This window comes from Sphingomonas flavalba, from assembly GCF_047553045.1.
Classification (GTDB): Bacteria; Pseudomonadota; Alphaproteobacteria; order Sphingomonadales; family Sphingomonadaceae; genus Sphingomonas_L; species Sphingomonas_L flavalba_A.
Genome location: NZ_CP180208.1, coordinates 318,789 through 337,363 on the forward strand (window position 1 = coordinate 318,789; position 18,575 = coordinate 337,363).

The 18,575-nt window shown below is 67.8% G+C and carries 15 protein-coding genes; 4 read left to right on the top strand and 11 right to left on the bottom strand.

Translation table 11 applies throughout. The features are described 5' to 3' along the window. Positions 1–2: 2 nt before the first annotated feature. The 6 genes from ACMT1E_RS01575 to ACMT1E_RS01600 form a co-directional block, all read right to left on the bottom strand. Positions 3–1,148 (bottom strand): efflux RND transporter periplasmic adaptor subunit, encoded by a 1,146-nt coding sequence (locus ACMT1E_RS01575; protein ID WP_414901807.1) that lies wholly within the window; start codon positions 1,146–1,148, stop codon positions 3–5. A gap of 9 nt (positions 1,149–1,157) precedes the next feature. Further along, on the bottom strand, positions 1,158–2,420 hold the full coding sequence (locus ACMT1E_RS01580; protein ID WP_414901808.1) for a TolC family protein: 1,263 nt from the start codon (positions 2,418–2,420) through the stop codon (positions 1,158–1,160). Positions 2,421–2,496: 76 nt separating this feature from the next. Continuing rightward, on the bottom strand, positions 2,497–2,832 hold the full coding sequence (locus tag ACMT1E_RS01585; RefSeq protein WP_414901810.1) for a hypothetical protein: 336 nt from the start codon (positions 2,830–2,832) through the stop codon (positions 2,497–2,499). A gap of 246 nt (positions 2,833–3,078) precedes the next feature. Next, the gene (locus tag ACMT1E_RS01590; protein WP_414903244.1) at positions 3,079–4,338 is read right to left on the bottom strand and encodes a spinster family MFS transporter; all 1,260 of its coding nucleotides are present in this window, start codon (positions 4,336–4,338) and stop codon (positions 3,079–3,081) included. Beyond that, on the bottom strand, positions 4,331–5,185 hold the full coding sequence (locus tag ACMT1E_RS01595; RefSeq protein ID WP_414901812.1) for an alpha/beta fold hydrolase: 855 nt from the start codon (positions 5,183–5,185) through the stop codon (positions 4,331–4,333). Before ACMT1E_RS01595 ends, ACMT1E_RS01590 begins: the two co-directional genes overlap by 8 nt. Before the next feature lie 34 nt (positions 5,186–5,219). After that, complete coding sequence (locus tag ACMT1E_RS01600; protein WP_414901813.1) at positions 5,220–7,577, bottom strand: TonB-dependent receptor; 2,358 nt, start codon at positions 7,575–7,577, stop codon at positions 5,220–5,222. Positions 7,578–7,695: 118 nt separating this feature from the next. Between ACMT1E_RS01600 and ACMT1E_RS01605 the strand changes: the two genes are divergently transcribed. Next, complete coding sequence (locus tag ACMT1E_RS01605; protein ID WP_414901815.1) at positions 7,696–8,319, top strand: TetR/AcrR family transcriptional regulator; 624 nt, start codon at positions 7,696–7,698, stop codon at positions 8,317–8,319. A 46-nt stretch (positions 8,320–8,365) separates the two neighbouring features. On the opposite strand, the gene ACMT1E_RS01610 is transcribed toward ACMT1E_RS01605, so the two are convergent. After that, entirely contained in the window at positions 8,366–8,776 is a 411-nt protein-coding gene (locus tag ACMT1E_RS01610; protein WP_414901816.1) for a RidA family protein, read from the bottom strand. 177 nt (positions 8,777–8,953) lie between these two features. Then, a complete protein-coding gene (locus ACMT1E_RS01615; RefSeq protein WP_414901818.1) occupies positions 8,954–9,967 on the bottom strand; it encodes a LacI family DNA-binding transcriptional regulator in 1,014 nt (337 codons plus the stop codon). 188 nt (positions 9,968–10,155) lie between these two features. Here ACMT1E_RS01615 and ACMT1E_RS01620 point away from each other — a divergent pair, with 188 nt between their 5' ends. Continuing rightward, positions 10,156–11,577 carry an MFS transporter gene (locus ACMT1E_RS01620; RefSeq protein ID WP_414901819.1) on the top strand — a complete coding sequence of 474 codons (1,422 nt, stop codon included), beginning with the start codon at positions 10,156–10,158 and terminating at the stop codon, positions 11,575–11,577. Between the two features lie 3 nt (positions 11,578–11,580). On the opposite strand, the gene ACMT1E_RS01625 is transcribed toward ACMT1E_RS01620, so the two are convergent. From ACMT1E_RS01625 to ACMT1E_RS01635, 3 genes are all read right to left on the bottom strand, one after another. Further along, a complete protein-coding gene (locus ACMT1E_RS01625) occupies positions 11,581–13,713 on the bottom strand; it encodes a PQQ-binding-like beta-propeller repeat protein (RefSeq protein ID WP_414901821.1) in 2,133 nt (710 codons plus the stop codon). 69 nt (positions 13,714–13,782) lie between these two features. Beyond that, on the bottom strand, positions 13,783–14,841 hold the full coding sequence (locus tag ACMT1E_RS01630) for a sugar phosphate isomerase/epimerase family protein (RefSeq protein ID WP_414901822.1): 1,059 nt from the start codon (positions 14,839–14,841) through the stop codon (positions 13,783–13,785). 17 nt (positions 14,842–14,858) lie between these two features. Beyond that, a complete protein-coding gene (locus ACMT1E_RS01635; RefSeq protein WP_414901824.1) occupies positions 14,859–15,995 on the bottom strand; it encodes a Gfo/Idh/MocA family protein in 1,137 nt (378 codons plus the stop codon). 253 nt (positions 15,996–16,248) lie between these two features. On the opposite strand from ACMT1E_RS01635, the gene ACMT1E_RS01640 reads away from it, so the two are divergent. Together ACMT1E_RS01640 and ACMT1E_RS01645 are read left to right on the top strand one after the other, a co-directional pair. Further along, the gene (locus ACMT1E_RS01640; protein WP_414901825.1) at positions 16,249–16,851 is read left to right on the top strand and encodes a gluconate 2-dehydrogenase subunit 3 family protein; all 603 of its coding nucleotides are present in this window, start codon (positions 16,249–16,251) and stop codon (positions 16,849–16,851) included. Then, positions 16,848–18,530 (top strand): FAD-dependent oxidoreductase, encoded by a 1,683-nt coding sequence (locus ACMT1E_RS01645; RefSeq protein WP_414901827.1) that lies wholly within the window; start codon positions 16,848–16,850, stop codon positions 18,528–18,530. Before ACMT1E_RS01640 ends, ACMT1E_RS01645 begins: the two co-directional genes overlap by 4 nt. The last annotated feature ends 45 nt before the right edge of the window (positions 18,531–18,575 follow it).

Genomic DNA, 18,575 nt, shown 5'->3' on the forward strand with positions numbered 1-18,575 from the left:
GCTCAATGTCCGTGCTCCGCTTCGCCCTTGCCCAGTTCGGCTTTCAGGGTGAAGCTGTTGGTACTGGCGATCCGTTCGCCGCCGTTCAGGCCCGTCGTCACGATGACATCGTCGCCGCTTGGGCCGCCCAGCGTCACCGGTAAGGCGCGGAAGCCGCGATCGGTGCGCACGAACACGGTCGGTCGTCCTTCCACCGTCTGCACAGCGCCCTGCGGCACCAGAACCGGCGCCGCGCCACCGGCCTTGGCATCGGCCAGGCGGATCGACGCCGTCACTGGCTCCCCGACACGCCACTGCCCGGCGCGGTTGTCGATCACCGCGATCACGGCCGCGAGCCGCGTCTTCTCGTCGAGGATCGGTGAGACGAAATCGACCCGCGCGGTCGTGCTGCGATCGCCGGAGGTGATGGCGATTTCCGCGCCAGGCCGCACCTTGCCGGCATCGGCGGGCGGCAGGGCCAGCGTCACCGCCACGCGCGACAGGTCGGCGACGCGGAATAGCTCCGCATCGGCCGCCACCGTCTGGCCCAATGTCACGTTGCGCGAAACGACCTGCCCGGCCAGCGGCGCGGGGATCGCGATGCGGTTGAGCGCACCGCCGCCGCCGCCCGCCGCCGCCACCTGCTGCTCGGCCAGGCGCAGGGCGATGCGCGCCTCGGTTGCGGCGGTCCGCGCCGCGATCAGGTCCTGCTCTGGCGAGACTTTCTGGTCGAACAGCCGCTGTTCGCGCCGCAAATTGGCTGCGGCGAGCGCAAGCCGCGCGCGGGCGGCTTCTATCTCGGCGTTCAGCGCCGCCGCTTCGCGGCTTTCGATTACCGCCAGCGCCTGCCCGCGCCCGACCGACTGGCCAAGGTTGCGGGTCAGCGCGACGACACGGCCACCGATCGCGGCGGAAACGACCTGCATGCCCTGCGGGTCGCCCTCGATCGTCGCGGGCAGGGTCAGGGCACCGCTGCCGCCACGCACCGTGCGGACCAGCGTGATGCCGGCGGCATCGATCTGCGCGGCGGTCAGCACGATTTCGCCCTCCACCGCATCGTGTCCGGCGGCTTCGGTCGCATTATCGGTTTCCGGCGCGGGCGCGTCGGCGGAACAGCCGGCGATCAGTAGCGCCGCCATCACCAGCGGCAGGGCCGTTCTGTATGGCATGGTCATCGGTCAGTTTCCCTGAAGGTCGGGCGCGGGCGCGGTCAGCCGTTCCAGCTGCGCCTGGGCGATGTGGTAGGTAAGAAGGGCATCGATCGCGGCCAGCCGGGTGTCGGCCAGCGTCCGTTCGGCATCGAGCAGGTCCAGCTGACCGGATTTGCCCTCGCGATAGCCGATCCGGGCAATGCGGGCGGTCTCTTCCGCCGCCGCCAGCGCCGGGCCCTGGGCGTTCGTTGCCAAAGTAGCCGCATTGGCGGCCTGCGCCTGCGCGCGGGCGATCGCCTGATCGGCCGCCAGCCGGGCCATCCGCTGCTGCGCCTCGGCCCGGCGGCGTTCGGCCGCCGCCTGGTCGACCGCGGCGCGGCCGGTGTTGAACAGCGGCAGCGGAATGCTCAGGCTGAACACCGCCGCGGTATCACCGGTTTCGCGCAGGTAACGCGCGCCGGTGCCGACGGTCAGGTCCGGCATGCGCTGGCTGCGGGCCAGGCGGACGCCGGCGTCGGCAATCGCCAGGTCGGCGTCTGCCGCTGCCAGCGCCAGCGTGCCGGTGCTGTCGGCCTGCGGCGGCGGGCCGTAGCCGGACCGGACATCGCCGAACCAGCGGCTGTCAAGCACACCGGTCACCGGCCGGCCGATCAGCCTGGCCAGAGTGAAGCGCGCAACTTCCGCCAGGCGGCGGTCGCGCTCGGCGGCCGCGCCGGCGTTCAGCCGGGCAACGTCGGCGCGCTGCACCTCGATCGGGGATGCGCGCCCCGCCGCGACCCGCGCTTCGGCGGCGCGCAGCCCGTCGGCGGCGATCTGCGCCTGCTCGCGGGCGGTGGCCAGCCTCTGTTCGGCGGCGGCTGCTTCGGCATAGGCCTGGATAACGCTCTGGCGCAGTTCCGCCTGCGTGATCGCCGCCTGCACCGCCGCGCGTCGCGACCGGGCGTCGGCAACGCCGATCCGGGCCGACCGCTTGCCGCCCAGCTCGATCGGCAGGGCGACGGCGGTGGTCGTTTCCATGCTGCGGGTGCCCCGATACACGCCGCTGCCCGCGACATTCTCGGCGTCGATCGTGATCTCCGGATTCGGCCGCAGGCCGGCGACGGCGCGCCCGGCGGCGGCGGCGCGGATGTCGGCTTCGGCGGCGTCGAGCGACGGTGCCGTTGCCCCGGCCAGGGCTAGGGCTTGCTCAAGGCTGAGGGGGGCGTCCGCCGCGACGGCGGGCGCGGTTTGCGCCTGCGCGGTGCTGGCGCAGGCCGACGCGGCCAGCATGGCCGCGATCAATCGATGCATGACGGAATATCCTGAACTGAAACGTCAACGGCGCCACACCCCGCGCTGGCGGGGCAAGGTTGCGATCATGACGGGTTCAGGCGATCGGCGGGCGCAGGTCGGGGCCGGTCGGTCGGGACGGGGGCGTGTGCGCCTGCATCATGGCAAAGGCGTTGGCGCCGGGATGCGGCACGGCATATGCCGGGCCGGCTCCGCCCAGAAAGGATGACGCGGTGTGGCAACCATGGTGATGGGCGACCGCCTTGTCTGTGTCGCCGGATGGGCCGGACGGCGGCGCGTCATTCTGCTCGGAATGAACCTCGCCGACGCATTCCAGCTGGGTCAGGCCGGACGATTCCTGCGCATGCACGATGGTCGACGCGACCAGCGACGTGATCAGAAGGCACAGAATGGCAAGGTCCTTGCGGAACATGTCGCGTCCATAGCGGCGTTCCGATCCGATGTCACTGCAAAATTATCATGAATGGCCAGCAATACAGAAGGCTGCGTAAATTGATTCTGCGATCGTCATGAATAACGATAGGAAATCCGGGGAATTGGACTATTCGGTAACCCCGAAATCAAATTCATTTGATATGGTATAACGTGGTTATGTAGAAAACTATTGCATGGTTACAAGATAACATCATATCGCGGTGGTCCCATGGTTATGCTGTATTCACTGTTCGTCGACCCATTCACGGCGCAGCGCCGGGCCAGCCGCCGCCATCAGCACGGCGGCAAGGGCGTAGAGGGATAATGCGTAAAGCATGGAATAACGCAGCGCCTCCGCACCGTGAATCGGCGTCAGCAGGCGGGACAGGGCGCCAAGCGCATAGATGCCGCCGCCCAGCCCGATCAGGTTGTTGATCAGCAGGAACAGCGCCGACGCCATCGATCGCGCCGCCGGGCGGACCAGATGCTGCACGGCCGACAGCACCGGGCCAAGCCAGATATAGGCCAGCGCCTGCGGGATCAGGAACAGCAGGAATGCGGCGGCCGCACTGCTGCTCAGCACGCCGCCGGCGAACAACGGCGCGCCGATGATGAAGGCGAGGCCCGGCAGATAGCCATAATAGGCGCGGTCGCGCCGCCCCAGCCAATCGCCCAGCCAGCCGCCGGCCAGCACCCCGGCGGTGCCGCCGATCAGCAGCACGGCGCCGAAGAATTGCGATGTCTGGACCAGATTCAGCCCGAAACTGCGTTGCAGCAGGCTGGGCAGCCAGAAGGCGATGCCATAGCCGAGCATCGAGCTGGATGCGGCGCCGAACGCCAGTAGCCAGAAGGCGCGCTTGCCGGCCAGCGTGCGCGCGGTCGCGGCCAACTGGCCGCGGCTGTCCGCCCGGACCGCCGGTTTCGGCGGGTCGCGCACCAGCCATTTGAACAGCGGCGCGATCGCGACGCCGGCCAGGCCGACGGCAAAGAAGGCCAGCCGCCAGTCGACGGTCGCCGCGATATAACCGCCGGCCAGCGCCCCGGCCGCCGAACCGATCGGGATGCCGAGCGAATAGATCGACAGCGCAAAGGCGCGCCGCTCGCTGGGGAAATAATCGCCGATCAGCGCGTAGGACGGGGCGACGCCGCCCGCCTCGCCGATGCCGACGCCCAACCGTGCGAGGAAGATGTGCCAGAAACCGTGTGCCAGCCCGCACAGCGCGGTAAAGCCGCTCCACAGCAGCAGCGAGGTGGCGATCACCCAGCTTCGGCTGGTCCGGTCGGCCAGCCAGGCCAGCGGCACCGCCAGCGTCGAATAGAGCAGCGCGAAGGCCAGGCCGCCGAGCAGCCCCATCTGCGCGTCGTCCAGGCCAAGGTCGGCCTGGATCGGTGCGGCGAGAATGGCGAGGATCTGCCGGTCGACGAAATTGAAGATGTAGACAAGGAGCAGCATCGCCAGCACGATGCCGGGCCGCTGTCCATGCCGGCCGCCGGCGTCAACCATGGCGGGCAAGGAAGGCCTCGATCGCGGCGATGGCTTCCGGCTCGTCGAGGAGCGGCGCATGGCCGCGCCGGGCGATGTCGACCCGGCTGAACGCCCCGGTATGGCGCCGGGCCATGTTATCGGCGGTGGCGGCGGCCAGCACGTCGCTCAGCGCGCCGCGCAGCAACAGGGTCGGAACGGTGCCGAGACTGTCCCACAGCGGCCACAGGTCTTGTTGCACCGCTGCCGTCTGCATCGCCGCGCCGACCGCCGGGTCATAGGCGAAGGCGACACGCCCGTCCGCCAGTTCCGTGCAGGTGCGCCGGGCAAAGGCGGCCCAGTCCGCCACGGTGAAATCGGGAAAGGCGGCGCCGTTGATCGCGGCGCAGCGGCCGGCCGCTGCGGTCCAGTCGGCGGTGGGTGCCTGACCGCCGGTATAGCCGCGAATGCGTTCCAGCCCTTCCGGCATCAATTCCGGCCCAACGTCGTTCAGCACGATCAGCGACACCCGGTCGCGGTGGACCGCGGCCATGATCATCGCCATCAACCCGCCCATCGACGTGCCGATCAGCCCGATGCGGTCGATGCCTAACCCGTCGAGCAGCGCCCACATGTCGAGCGTGTAGATGTCCGGCCGGTAATTTGCCGGCTGCGGGTCGGGGTCGGACAGCCCACGCCCGCGCTGGTCGGGGACGATCAGCCGGTGGCGCCCGGCCAGATGCCGCGCCAGCGGCTCGAAATCCGCGCTGTTGCGGGTCAGGCCGTGCATCAGCAGCAGCGGTGCTCCGTCGCCGGGGTAATCGCGGGCGAACAGGGTCAGCCGCCCGTCGGCGCTACGGTAGCGGCGGCTTCGGTAAGGCGGGGTCATCGCGGGGCACCGTCGCGTGTCCGTCGGCCACACCTCAGAATTTCAGCGTGCCGGTGACGAAGACCTGGCGCGGGTTGCCGTAGAACGCGGTCAGCGTCCCTTCCGTGCCGAGGTTGCCGACCGGCAGGCCGTTCGCGCCGGGAATGATTGCGCCGGTGTCGGGCCTGACGTTGACGAAGGTATAGCCCGACGTCTTGTACTTCTTGTTCGCCAGATTCTTGCCGTGCAGGCCGATGCTCCAGCGGTCGTCCGCGCCGGTATAGACCAGGTTCGCGTCCCACAGCATGAAACCCTTCTGGTCGATATACGGGTTCGGGATTTCGAACTGGTAGGTCTTGCTGCGGTAAGACAGGGTCGTGCTGAAATCGATCGTCCCGTCACCGGCCGGCGCGCGGTAGGCGAGGGTGCCGCTGGCTGTCCATTTCGGCGTATTCTGCACCTTGCGGTAACGCGCGACATCGGTCGGCACCCCGGCGATGTTGGTGATGTATTTCTTGTATTCGGCGTCGATGTAACCAAGCGATCCGGCCAGGCTCAACCGGTCGCCGCCCACCGCCAGGTCGCGGCCGATCCGGGCGTTGGTTTCGAATTCCAGGCCCTTAAACGTCGCCTTGCCGGCGTTGGAGACGATGCCGCAGAAGGTCGAAATGCCGCCGACGCTGCACGCGACAGAACCGGGAATCTGCACGTCGGTATAGTCGGCATAGAACCCGGCCAGCGCGACATAGACCGCCCCGTCGATCAGGCTGCCCTTGTAGCCCACTTCGTAGCTGTCGACCTTTTCCGGTCGGAAGCTCAGGAATGTGGCGATCTCGCTGTCCTCGACGACGCCGTTCTTGTTCAGGTCGGGCGCGTTGTCGCCAACGCCGCGTGGGTCAAAGCCGCCGCCTTTGAAGCCTTGGGAATAGCTGGCGTAAAGGTTGTGGTCCGGCGTCGGCTTGAAACTCAGCGACGCGCGCGGTGTGAATTTCTTGAAGCTGCGGCTGCCCTGAAAATTGGTGTTCGGCGCCCCGAACGGCACGCCGGCGCCGCCGAAGAAAGGCGATCCGCCGCCCAGATAGTTCTGGCGCAGGATATAGGCGGTGCGCTCGTCCCAGGTATAGCGCCCGCCGACCGACAGACTCAACTGGTCGGACAGATCGTAGGTGAAATCGCCGAACACCGCGTAAGTGTTGGTGTCGACATCCGCCTGGGTGAAAGCGGTAAAGCCCTGGAAGGTGGTGAACAGGCGTACGTCGAACAGCGTGTCCGCCTTGGCGTTCAGATAGTAGAAGCCCAGCAGCCCCTTCAGCGGGCCGTTGTCGTAGAGCAGCTGGAATTCCTGGCTGATCTGTTCGTTGTAATAGGCGCCGGGCACGTCGAGGTCGGCATCGGGCAGCGCGTCGAAATCGATCGGCGTCTCGCTGTTGTCCTTGCGCCAGGCGCTGATCGAACGCAGCGTCACCGCGTCGTTCAGCTCGGCGGTGATGTTCATCGCCAGACCATAGGATTCGACGTTCTGGATCGGGTCGATCAGGCCGCCCTGCGTGTCGAACACGTCGCGCAGCACCGGCGTGCCGGATACCTGCGCCGGAATCAGCCGGTGGCCGCCGCGCGGCGCGCTCTTGTCCTTAGAATAATCGCCGGAAATGCGGATCAGCACCGGTTCGCCATGGCCGCCGATCTCGACGGTCGCGCGCCCGGCCCAGATGTCCTTGTTGTAATTCTCCAGCCCGGTGGTCAGGTTCCGGCCGAAGCCGCCGCGCGACAGCCGCGCCAGCGATCCGCCGACGCGGACGATGTCGCCGATCGGGGCGGAAACGCTGACCACGCCGTCGGCCTGGTCATAGCTGCCATAGGTGCCGCGCAGGCTGAGCGCGAAATCCTGCGGCAACTGGCGGGTGACGTATTTGACCGCGCCGCCAATCGTGTTGCGGCCGTAAAGCGTGCCTTGCGGGCCGCGCAGCACCTCGATCCGTTCGACATCGTATATGTCGAGCACCGCCGCCTGCGGCCGGTTCAGATAAACGTCGTCGAGGTAAATGCCGACGCCCTGTTCGAACCCGGAAACCGGGTCCTGCTGGCCGACGCCGCGAATGAACGCGCTCAGGGTGGAATTGCTGCCGCGTGAAACCTCCAGCGTGGTGTTCGGCGTCACCTGGCCGAGATCGGTGATGTCGAGCGCGCCGCCCCGGCTGAGTTCCGCGCCGGAAAAGGCGCTGACAGCGATCGGGACATTGACCAGATTTTCCTCACGACGCCGGGCTGTGACGACGATCGTGCCATCGCCGTCCGCCTCGTGGGCAGCGGGCGCTGCCTGGGCGTGGAGAGGGGCGGCCGGCATACCGGTTGCAAGGGCAAGGCCGAGGGCGAACGTGCTGGCACCGGGCATGGCAAGGCGGAAAACGGTCATTATGTCCTCTCCCGAACGCATTATGCAGTTTCGATGGCTCCCATCTTTAATGAAATATGAATCACCTTTCAAGTTTGTGTGATTGCGCGGGGATCGATGTGCCGTTAGCTGTTGCCGAATGGACACGCCGCATGCCGCCCCCCGACCGTCGACCGCCCGGAAACCCCGCACCGAACGCGGCCGGCAGACGCGCCGCAGGCTGATCGACGCGGCGGCGGCGGAATTCGGGGAAAAGGGGTTTCACGACGCATCGATCAGCGGCATCACCCAGCGCGCCGGCACCGCTCTGGGCAGTTTCTATACCTATTTCACCTCGAAGGACGAGATTTTCAGCGCGCTCGTCCACGATCTGAGTGAGCGAGTCCGGAACCGCGCCGCTGACGTCGTCGCACCCGAACGCAATGCCGTCGATACAGAACGCGAGGCGCTGGCCGCCTTCCTCACCTTCGCGCGCGAGCATAAGGAAATCTACCGGATCATCGACGAAGCCGAGTTCGTCGACCCGCAGAGCTATCGCACCCATTACGAAAGCGCGGCGGCCCGCATCCTCCAGCGCCTGCGCGGCGGCGCCGAACGGGGGGAAATCCGCCCCGATATCGACGAAGCCCATGCCTGGGCCATCATGGGCATGAACGTCTTTCTCGGCCTGCGTTACAGCATCTGGTCGGATGAGCGCGCGGTGGAGGATATCGCCCGCGTCGCCAACGCGGTGCTGCGCGACGGCCTCGCGCCGAAAGACTGATCTTCGCGAAGGGGCGCGCAGCGGGTCCTCCGCTCCGGCGCGCGGCTCAATTCTGCTTGCGGACCCCGGCGATCGCGGTCGCCTCGATCTCGATCATCAGTTCGGGCAGCGCCAGCGCCCGCACCTCGACGATGCTGTCCGCCGGGTAGGGCGCGGTGAACCATTTGCGGCGCAGTTCGACGACCTTCGGGAAATACTGCATGTCGGTCAGGAAGATCGTCACCTTGACGATGTCGGCCAGGCTGGCGCCCGCCGCCGCCAGCAGCCGCGCGATATTGCGGAACACCTGCTCGGCCTGCGCGTCGAAATCGCCGATGCCGACGACGGCGCCTTCTTCCGTCATCGCCGCCTGCCCCGACAGGATGATCAGATCGCCGATCCGGAATCCCTGCGACAGGCAGAAGGGTTCGAACGGATCGGGGCTGGTCTTTATCCGCTGTGCCTGACGGCCTTCCATGTCTGCCTCCCCATTATGCCGGTGTCTGGTCCCGGCGGGCATCGCCGCCGGGGTGTGGCTGCCCGGCGCCCGCCGGCATGGGCGGTTCGTCGCAGGCATGCCGCAGGCAGTGAAGCCGATGCCGGCGGTCGGGGCAAGGGGGGCGGGAACAAGGCTGGGCGGCCGCCCGCCACATGGTCAGCGCAGATCGGGCGCCGGGCCGGTGCTGCCGCGCACCACCAGTTCGTGATCGAGGGTAACGACACGGGTCTCGGTGGCGGCGCCTTCGATGATCGCCAGCAGCAGCTTGACCGCGGTCTTGCCGATCATCTCCATCGGCTGCCGCACCGTGGTCAGCGGCGGGTCGAGGTAGCGGGCATAGCGGATGTCGTCGAAACCGACGATCGACAGGTCGCGCGGGCAGCGCAGGTCGTGGGCGCGGCAGGCGGCGAGTGCGCCGACCGCCATCTCGTCGCTGAAGCAGAATATCGCGGTCGGGCGCTCCGGCAGGGTCAGCAACCGCTCGGCTTCGCGCTGCCCCGCCTCGATGGTATAATCGGCATGGCGGATCAGCAATTCGCTTTCCCGTCCGGGGGTGGCGGCGGCGTTGCGCACCCCGGTCAGCCGGTCGCGGGTGATATTGCTTTCGATCGGCCCGGCGATGATCCCGATGCGACGGTGGCCCATCGACTGCAGCAGCGCCATCGCTTCATGCGCGGCGCGGGCATTGTCGATATGGACGCTGGATACGCCGAACGCGGGGGAGAAATCGCAGCTGTTGACGATCGGCGCCTGCGGCCCCTTGTCCCGGACCGCGTTGACCAGCGCCGTCGGCATCCGGTGGCCAAGGAAGATCACCCCGTCGGCTTCCTTGCGCTGGAGCATGTCGGCGAACTGCGCCTCACGCTTCGCATCGTCGCGCGTGTCGCCCAGCAGCACCGAATAACCGGCCTGCTTCGCCATGTCGTCCGCCCGGCGCAGCACTTCGGAAAAGAACGGGTTGGACACGTCGGGGACCATCATCACGATCTTCGACGTGCGCAGCATGCGCAGGCTCTTGGCCGCGAAGTTGGGCGCATAGCCCAGTTCCTTGATCGCGGCCTGCACCTTGGCGCGGGTTTCGGGGACGACGATGTCGGGGTTGCTGAGCGTGCGCGAAACCGTCGCCGTCGAAACGCCGGCGCGCGCCGCTACCATCTTGATCGTGCTCATTGCCCCCTCTCGCCCCGTACCGGCGGCTTCGTCATGTAAAGGATCCCATGCGCCGATCAACGCCGCGTCGGCCCGCCAGTCACCATCGAAACCCCGCCAATGTCAACGGGCGGATATGCGGGCTTGACGGGAGGCGCGGCATCGACGATTTCATATGTAAACCATTACAGGCGTAAGGGAGCGGTCGAATGGCGGGCATCGTGTCTGAAAGGCGGTTGTTCGCCGGTAGTTGCGCCGCCATTGCCGCGCTGGCGTTCAGCTTCGCGGCGATCAGCGCGATCATGTACGACCTGAAGGGCGAATTTCTGCTCGACAATGCCCAGGTCGGCCTGATCGGCGGCGCCGCCCTGTGGGGCATGGCGATTTCGCAGATCGGCTTCTCCTCGCTGTGCGACGTGTTCGGCATGCGCAACCTGATGCGACTGGCCTGTGTCGGCCATGTCGCCGGGGTGCTGCTGCTCGTCACCGCCGGCGGGTTTACCGGGCTTTTCGCCGGTGCGCTGGTCCTCGCTATCGCCAACGGCGTGATCGAGGCGGTGTGCAACCCGCTTGTCGCGACGCTGTACCGCGACCGCAAGGCGGCGATGCTCAACCGCCTTCACCTGTGGTTTCCCGGCGGTATCGTCATCGGCGGCCTGGCCATCTGGGGGCTGAGCCTGCTCGCCGTCGACTGGCGGGTGAAGCTGGTGGCGATGCTGGTGCCGGTGGCGCTCTACGCCTGGCTGCTCTGGCGCAGCCATTTCCCGCCGACCGAGGCGGCCGAACATGGCGCGCCGCTTGCCGCGGTGTTCAAGGCGGTCGCCTCCACCCCCATCCTCTGGCTGTTCCTGGGGCTGATGATGGTGACGATGAGCCTCGAACTGGGGCCGAACCGGTGGATTCCGGCGGTGCTCGAAGCCGGCGGCCTGCCCGGCATCCTGGTCCTCGTCCTGATCAACGGGGTGATGGCGCTCGCCCGCGCCAACGCCCATACCATCCTTGACCGCGTCTCGCCGCCGGTGCTGCTCACCGTCTGCGTCGCGATCGCCGGGCTCGGCCTGCTCGGCCTCAGCTACGCGGAAGGGCTGGCGCAGACCATCCTCGCGGCGCTGGTCTTCGCCCTTGGCATTTCGGTGGTTTGGCCGACGATGATGGGTTTCGTCGCGGAACGAGCGCCGGCGACCGGCGCGCTCGGCCTTGGCTTGATGGCGGCGGTCGGCTCGCTCGCCGTCGGTGTCGTCACCACGCCGATGCTCGGCCGCATCGCCGACTCGCACCTGCTGGAAGCGGTGTCGCCGGCCGCGATCCACAGCGTTGCGGTCGACGCGCGCGCACAGCCTGGCCCGCTGCAAGGCGCGGCACAGGCCATCGCCGACGGCCGCGCCTCGGCGGAGGAAACGCGGGACTTCCTGCGCCGCGCCACCGCCGGAGAGGCGGGGCCGCAGGTCGCCGCCACCGCCGGCCCGCTGCTGCACGCCGGAGAGAACAGGTCGGGCCTGCTCTCCTTCCGCTATCTTGTGCCTTTCGCCGTGCTGGTCTGCCTGTTGCTGGGCGCGGTTGCGCTGAACGATCGGCGCAAGGGCGGTTACGCCGCCCAGGCCGCCCGCGCCCGGCTCGACGGCAACGGCTAGCGGTCAGTTCTGCCGTTTCGGGGGAAGCGCGAAGGCGATGAAGCTGCCGCCGGGCAGGTTCGCGCCGCCGGCCTTGCCGCCCCCGGCCGCGATCACGACGAACTGCCGGCCCTTCGCTTCGTAGACCGCCGGGGTGGCGTTGCCGGCGGCGGGAAGCGTCGTTTCCCAGAGCAGCTTGCCGGTCCGCTTGTCATAGGCGCGGAACTTGCGGTCGTCGGTCGTCGCGCCGATGAACAGCAGCCCGCCGGCGGTGACCACGCCGCCGCCGTAATTGTCCGACCCGGTGTTGCGGATGCCCTTGGCGACCAGTTCGGGATATTCGCCGAACGGCTGGCGCCAGGCATAGGCGCCGCTGTTCAGGTCGATCGCGCTCAACGTCCCCCAGGGCGGGAGCAGCCCCGGATAGCCGTCGGCGTCGGTGAACTTGCCATATCCGGCAAAGGTATAGGCCGCCGCGTCGGATCGCGGGCCGACGGCGTGGGTCAACGCCGTGTCGCGATCGTAGACGATATAGTCGGCGACCGCGCCGATCCCCTCGTTGCCGAGGTGGGCGAAGCCCGGCATGCGTCCGCCGCCGCGGGCGATCATGCCGAACACGTTGAATTTGGTCAGCCGGTCGCCAATGCCGATCAGCGACGGGAATTCCGGCGGCATGCCTTCCCGCTTGCTACCGTGGCAGGCGGCGCATTCGGATTCGTATATCGCCCGGCCCGATGCGACGGCCGAGGTCGACCGCTTGCCAAGCTGCAGGATCGACGGCTTCTCGTTGCTGTTGACGTACAGCATCGCGGTTTCCGGGTCGAACGCGGCGCCGCCCCATTCGGCGCCGCCGTCGGTGCCGGGGGTGATCAGCGTCCCGCCGAAGCTGGGCGGCGCGAACAGGCCGGTGGCCTCGAACTGGCTGAGGCGTTCGGCCATCGCCCTGGCGGCCTCCGGCGTGCGGTCGGTCACGTCGTCGGCGGTGATCTGCTGGCGGGCGAATGGCTTGGGAAGGAGCGGGAAGGGCTGCGTCGGCGATGCGTATTCGCCGGGGATCGGCGACGGCGGCACCGGCCGCTCGACGATCGGGAACAGCGGCTCGCCGGTCACCCGGTTGAACACATAGACGAAGCCCTGCTTGCTGATCTGGGCAACCGCGTCGACCGGCCGGCCGTCACGCTTGACCGTGACCAGCGCGGGCGGCGCAGGGAAATCGTAATCCCACAGGTCGTGGTGAACCGCCTGGAAATGCCACAGCCGCTTCCCGGTTGCCGCGTCCAGCGCCAAGAGCGTGTTGGCGAACAGGTTGTCGCCCTTGCGGTCGCCGCCAAAGAAATCCTTGTCGCCCTGTCCGGCCGACGCGGTCGGCACGAACACCATGCCGCGCGCCTGGTCCACCGCCAGGCCGGCCCAGGCATTGGCGCCGTTCATCGTTTTCCATGCGTCCTTGGGCCAGCTGTCATAGCCGGTTTCGCCGGGCTGGGGGATGGTGTGGAACGTCCACCGGATCGCACCGGTGCGCACGTCATAGGCGCGGATGTGGCCCGGCGCCCATCCGGTCGTGCCCATGATCAGCAGGTCTTTGTAGACGACACCGGGCGTATTGGCGCCGACCGACACGTCCCGCGGGTCGCGGCCCAACCCGTCGCGAAGGTCGACCCGGCCGTTGGTGCCGAAACTGGGGATCGCCTTGCCGGTACGCGCGTCGATCGCGATCAGGAAGGATCGCGCCGTCATGAATATCCGCGCTTCCGTCCCGTCCGACCAGTAGCTGACACCGCGCAACCGCTGCTTGGTCAGCACCGGCTGGTCGCCATTGGGGTCGAACACCCAGATCTGCCGCCCGGTCGCGGCGTCGAGGGCGAACACCCGCAGCTTGGGCGACACGACATACATCACCCCGTCGACGATGATCGGGTTGCACTGCATTTCCGACGCGTTGCCGCCCTCGCCGAAAGCGTCGCCGGTGTCGAACGTCCACGCGACGGACAGTTGCGCGACATTGCCGGTGTCGATCTGGCGCAGCGCCGAATACTGGATGTGGTCCGGTCCGCCATAGACCGGCCAGCCGCGATAGGCGGCATCGTCCGCCAGCAGCGGGGCGGCGATCACCAGTCCAGGGGCGGCGGCGAGGGCAAGGATGGTGAGGCGGCGCATCGGCGGTCTCCGTGACGGGGGGCGGGACGAATGGTTCGCGACGCCGCTTCTACACGCTGCGCCGGTGGGTCAGAAGCCCAGGATGCGCCGGTTGCGCGCGTCGTCGCGCTCGCCGCCGCCGACGAAATCGTCAAAGCCGTGACTGGTGACGGGAATGATGTGGCGCCGGACGAACGCGGCGCCCTCGCGGGCGCCGACCGCCGAATCCTTCAGCGCGCATTCCCACTCGACCACCGCCCAACCGGGGAAGTCGTATTGGGCGAGCTTGGAAAATATCGCGCCGAAATCGATCTGGCCGTCGCCGAGCGACCGGAAACGGCCCGGCCGTTCGGCCCAGCCCTGATAACCGCCATACACGCCGCTGCGCCCGTTCGGGCGGAACTCGGCATCCTTCACATGCATCATCTTGATGCGGTCGCGGTAGATGTCGAGGAACGCCAGATAGTCCAGTTGCTGAAGCAGCAGATGGCTCGGGTCGTAGAGGATCGACGCGCGCGGATGGGCGCCGACCGCGTCCAGGAACCGCTCGAAGCTGGCGCCGTCGTGCAGATCCTCGCCGGGATGGATTTCGTAGCACAGGTCGACGCCGGCATCCTCATAGGCGTTCAGGATCGGCGTCCAGCGGCGCGCCAGCTCGGCAAAGCCTTCCTCGACCAGCCCGGCGGGCCGCTGCGGCCAGGGGTAGACCATCGGCCACAGCAACGCGCCGGAAAAGGTCGCCGACGCGGTCAGGCCCAGCCGCTGGCTGGCGCGGGCGGCGAGCAGCAACTGGTCGGTCGCCCAGACCTGCCGTTCGCTGTCCGATGCGGTGCGCAGCGGCGCGGGCAGGAAATTCTCGAACAGGGTCCGCACCCCCGGGTGTACCGCGACCATCTGGCCCTGGATGTGGGTCGACAATTCGGTGATGACCAGGCCGTGTTCGGCCAGCGTGCCTTTCAGCTCGTCGCAATAGGCGTCGCTTTCCGCCGCCAGCGCCAGATCCATGCAGCGCGGGTTGTCCGACGGCATCTGCACGCCCAGATAGCCGCATTCCGCCACCCACGGCGCAATCGTCTCCAGCCGGTCGAACGGCGGCGTGTCGTTCATGAACTGGGCCAGGAACAGGGCGGGGCCTTGGATGGTGCGCATGCCGGACTCCAACGGGATCAGTCGTTTACCGCGACCCAGCCATGGGTCCGGCTGCTTTCGATAACGGCCTCGACAAAGGCCAGGCTACGCATGCCGCTGGCGATGCCGGGCAGCGGCGGCGCGGCATCGCCACGGCCACGAAGCGTCAACGCAAAGCTACGGTACAGATTCGCCAGCGCCCCGATATAGCCTTCCGGGTGACCGCCGGGCAGCCGCAATGCGGCGCGCGCGGCGGGGTCCGTCATCATCGCCGGATTGGCCGAAAGGGTCGTCGCCCGTCCGTCGGCGTCGGTCAGGACGATCTGCGTCGGCTGCTCCTGCGCCCAGCGCAGCGCCCCTTGTGTCCCGAACAGCGCGATATCGAACCGGTTCTGTTCGCCCGCGCAGACCTGGCTCGCGACCAGCGTGCCGCGCACGCCCCCGGCCAGCCGCAGCAGCGCGGCGCCGTCGTCGTCCAGCCGCCGGCCCGGCACGGCGGCGCGGATGTCGGCCATGACCGCCTCGATCGGCAGGCCGGACAGGAACTCGACCATGTTCTGCGCGTGGACGCCGATGTCGCCGAAACAGCCGCTGCTGCCCGATTGCGCCGGGTCGGTGCGCCACACCGCCTGTGCATTGCCCTGCGTCTCGACCGGCTGGGTTAGCCAGCCCTGAGTGTAGCTTACCGAAACCCGCTGCAGCGTGCCGATCGCGCCGGCCGCGATCAGCGCCCGCGCCTCCTGGACCATCGGGTAACCCTGATAGGTATAGGCCATCGCGAACCGGTCGGGGCGGGCGGCGGCAAGCGCGGCCACCGCGTGGGCATCGGCGGCGTCGCGCGCCAGCGGTTTTTCGCAGAATACCGCGAAACCGCGCTCCAGCGCCGCCGTCGCGACCGCGGCATGGATATTGTTCGGCGCGATGATGCTGATCAGTTCCGCGCGCTCGTCCTTTGGCAGCGCCGCTTCGCGGTCGAGCAGGGCAATCGCGTCGGTGGAAATCCGGGCGGGGGAAATGCCGGCCGCCTCGGCGGTCGCGCGATTGCGACCGTCATCGCGGCTGAACGCGCCGGCGACCAGGCGAATGCAGTCGTCCATGGCGGCGGCGCGGCGATGGACCGGGCCCATGAATGAGCCGGGGCCGCCCCCAATCATCGCCATTCGTACCGGATTCATGGCCCCTCCTTGCCGTTGAGCCTCGTCTAAGCGTCAATGTAAACAATTACAATAGAGCGATGCCAACGACTCTCAATATCCCCCGCGCTTAGAAGGGGGGCGTCGGATTCGGCCAAAATGCGCCATGCTTGACAGCGGATAACCGAAAGGATCATGATGAAATCGGTTTCATTGGGGTTGCCGGCCAACGCGCTGCGTCCGCAGTCGCCCGGCCCTTCTGAGGCGTGACGACGGGCGGAAAACAGAGATGGGCATGGCAGAGGATATTCTTCCTTCCGGAACGGGCGGCCTGCTGGGTGCCGCCGTCGATCGCCGGGCGCTGATCCGCGGCGCGGGCGGGGCGCTTGGCGGGGTGTGGCTGTCGGCGCTCGGCGCCGGCCCGCTCGCGGCCGACGCCGGTCTGGCGCCGCTGTTCCGGCGGCTCGGCGAAATCGTCATCCCGACCACCGATACGCCGGGCGCCGGTACGGAGGAGCTGTTCGCCTTCCTGTCGCGCGCGGCCGAGGCGGGATTGTTCGGGGTGCCGGCCGATCTGCTCGGCCGCCTGCGGCGGGATGTGGATGCACGCGCCGGCGGCGATTTCCTGCGGCTGCCGGCGGCGGCGCAGGCGGCGCTGGTCGTCGCGCTCGATGCGGAAAGCTATGCGCCGGGCAGTCGCGGCGATGCGCCCTGGTGCATGGTCAAGACGCTGATCCTCGTCGGCTATTATACCAGCGAGGCGGGCGCGTCGGAGGAACTGGACTATCAGCCGGTGCCCGGCCGCTACGACCCGGACGTTCCGACCGGTGCCGGCTATCGGGCGCAGTCGACCGACTGGTCCGGCCTGTCGATCAGAAAGGATGTGGCGCGGCCATGAGCACCCAGTTCGATGCGATCGTCGTCGGTTCCGGCATCACCGGCGGATGGGCGGCCAAGGAACTGACCGAGCGCGGTCTGACCGTATTGCTCATCGAGCGCGGGCCGATGGTCGAGCATCAGGTCGACTACAAGACGGAAATGCTGGCGCCGTGGGAGATGCAGTATCGCGGCCACGGCGATGCCCGGCTGTTCGCGCGCGACTATGCGGTGCAGAGCAAGGGCATGTCGTTCAACGAATGGACCTACCAGCATTTCGTCAACGACCGCGAAAACCCCTATCAGACGACGGAGGAAAATCCGTTCCAGTGGCGCCGCGGCTATCAGCTCGGCGGCAAATCGCTGCTGTGGGGTCGGCAGTGCTACCGGTGGAGCGATCTCGATTTCGCGGCCAACGCCGCCGACGGACATGGCTGTGACTGGCCGATCCGCTACCGCGACGTCAGCCCGTGGTACGATCATGTCGAACAGTTCATCGGCGTGTCCGGCTCCAGCGAGGGCCTGTCGCAGCTGCCCGACGGCCAGTTCCAGAAACCGATGGCGATGAATGCCGTCGAACTGGCGCTGAAAGCGAAGCTGGAGGCCGCCTATCCCGACCGCAGGCTGGTGATCGGCCGCAGCGCCAACATGACCGAGGAAAAGGAAGGGCGCTCGCCCTGCCAATACCGCAATATCTGCGCTCGCGGCTGCTCGTTCGGCGCCTATTTCAGCACGCAAAGCTCGACGCTCCCGGCCGCCCGCGCCACCGGCCGCCTGACGCTGCTGACCGACAGCCTCGTCGATTCGCTTGATTATGACCCGACAACCAAGCGGGTAACCGGCGTCCGCGTCGTCAACACCCAGTCCCGCGCCCGCCAGGCCTATACCGCTCGCATGGTGTTCCTCTGCGCCGGCACGATCAACAGCATCAGCGTGCTGCTACGCTCGGCCAGCGCCGACCAGCCGCACGGCCTCGCCAACGGCAGCGGCACCCTTGGCCGCTATTTCATGGATCACGCCCTGACGATGTCGGTCGTCGCCGAAATCCCCGGTTTCCTCGATCACGGCTATTTCGGCAACCGGCCGAACGGCATCATCGTCCCGCGCTTCTACAATCTCGACAACAGCGCTCGCGATCTGGTCCGCGGCTATTCCTATCAGGGCGGCGCCTATCGCCGTGGTTGGGCGCGCGGCGCGAATCGGCCCGGCGTCGGCGCGGCATTCAAGCAAGAGCTTCATGCGCCGGGCGAATGGAACTTTCTGCTTGGCGCCTTCGCCGAATGCCTGCCGCGCGCCGAAAACCGCGTCTCGCTCGACCCGAAGATGGTCGACCGGTTCGGCATGCGTCAGTCCCGCATCGATTTTGCCTATGGCGACAATGAGCGGCGGCTGTTGGCGCGGGCCGGGCAGGAGGCAAAGGAAATGGTCGCCCTGCTCGGCGCGAAGCTGGTCAGCTATTCGGAAGATCCCGGCCCCGGCGGCACGGCGGTGCACGAAATGGGCGGCGCGCGGATGGGCAATGACCCGGCGGCGGCGGTGCTCAATGGCTATAATCAGGCGCATGATGTCGCCAATCTGTTCGTGACCGACGGTGCGGCGATGGCGTCGTCAGCCTGCCAGAACCCGTCGTTGACCTACATGGCGCTGACGGCGAGAGCCGCCGCTTATGCGGCTGACAGGCTAAGCAACAACGCGTTGTAGGCGCTGATTTGCAGGGCGCGCGCGAGGGCGTTTCCGGCGACATAA

What these genes read in the sequence shown, in the direction of transcription:
- ACMT1E_RS01575 (WP_414901807.1), bottom strand. Translation starts at nt 1,148, where the DNA reads ATGCCATACAGAACGGCCCTGCCGCTGGTGATGGCGGCGCTACTGATC.
- ACMT1E_RS01645 (WP_414901827.1), top strand. Translation starts at nt 16,848, where the DNA reads ATGAGCACCCAGTTCGATGCGATCGTCGTCGGTTCCGGCATCACCGGC.
- ACMT1E_RS01615 (WP_414901818.1), bottom strand. Translation starts at nt 9,967, where the DNA reads ATGAGCACGATCAAGATGGTAGCGGCGCGCGCCGGCGTTTCGACGGCG.
- ACMT1E_RS01595 (WP_414901812.1), bottom strand. Translation starts at nt 5,185, where the DNA reads ATGACCCCGCCTTACCGAAGCCGCCGCTACCGTAGCGCCGACGGGCGG.
- ACMT1E_RS01585 (WP_414901810.1), bottom strand. Translation starts at nt 2,832, where the DNA reads ATGTTCCGCAAGGACCTTGCCATTCTGTGCCTTCTGATCACGTCGCTG.
- ACMT1E_RS01620 (WP_414901819.1), top strand. Translation starts at nt 10,156, where the DNA reads ATGGCGGGCATCGTGTCTGAAAGGCGGTTGTTCGCCGGTAGTTGCGCC.
- ACMT1E_RS01625 (WP_414901821.1), bottom strand. Translation starts at nt 13,713, where the DNA reads ATGCGCCGCCTCACCATCCTTGCCCTCGCCGCCGCCCCTGGACTGGTG.
- ACMT1E_RS01580 (WP_414901808.1), bottom strand. Translation starts at nt 2,420, where the DNA reads ATGCATCGATTGATCGCGGCCATGCTGGCCGCGTCGGCCTGCGCCAGC.
- ACMT1E_RS01635 (WP_414901824.1), bottom strand. Translation starts at nt 15,995, where the DNA reads ATGAATCCGGTACGAATGGCGATGATTGGGGGCGGCCCCGGCTCATTC.
- ACMT1E_RS01630 (WP_414901822.1), bottom strand. Translation starts at nt 14,841, where the DNA reads ATGCGCACCATCCAAGGCCCCGCCCTGTTCCTGGCCCAGTTCATGAAC.
- ACMT1E_RS01610 (WP_414901816.1), bottom strand. Translation starts at nt 8,776, where the DNA reads ATGGAAGGCCGTCAGGCACAGCGGATAAAGACCAGCCCCGATCCGTTC.
- ACMT1E_RS01605 (WP_414901815.1), top strand. Translation starts at nt 7,696, where the DNA reads ATGGACACGCCGCATGCCGCCCCCCGACCGTCGACCGCCCGGAAACCC.
- ACMT1E_RS01600 (WP_414901813.1), bottom strand. Translation starts at nt 7,577, where the DNA reads ATGACCGTTTTCCGCCTTGCCATGCCCGGTGCCAGCACGTTCGCCCTC.
- ACMT1E_RS01640 (WP_414901825.1), top strand. Translation starts at nt 16,249, where the DNA reads ATGGCAGAGGATATTCTTCCTTCCGGAACGGGCGGCCTGCTGGGTGCC.
- ACMT1E_RS01590 (WP_414903244.1), bottom strand. Translation starts at nt 4,338, where the DNA reads ATGGTTGACGCCGGCGGCCGGCATGGACAGCGGCCCGGCATCGTGCTG.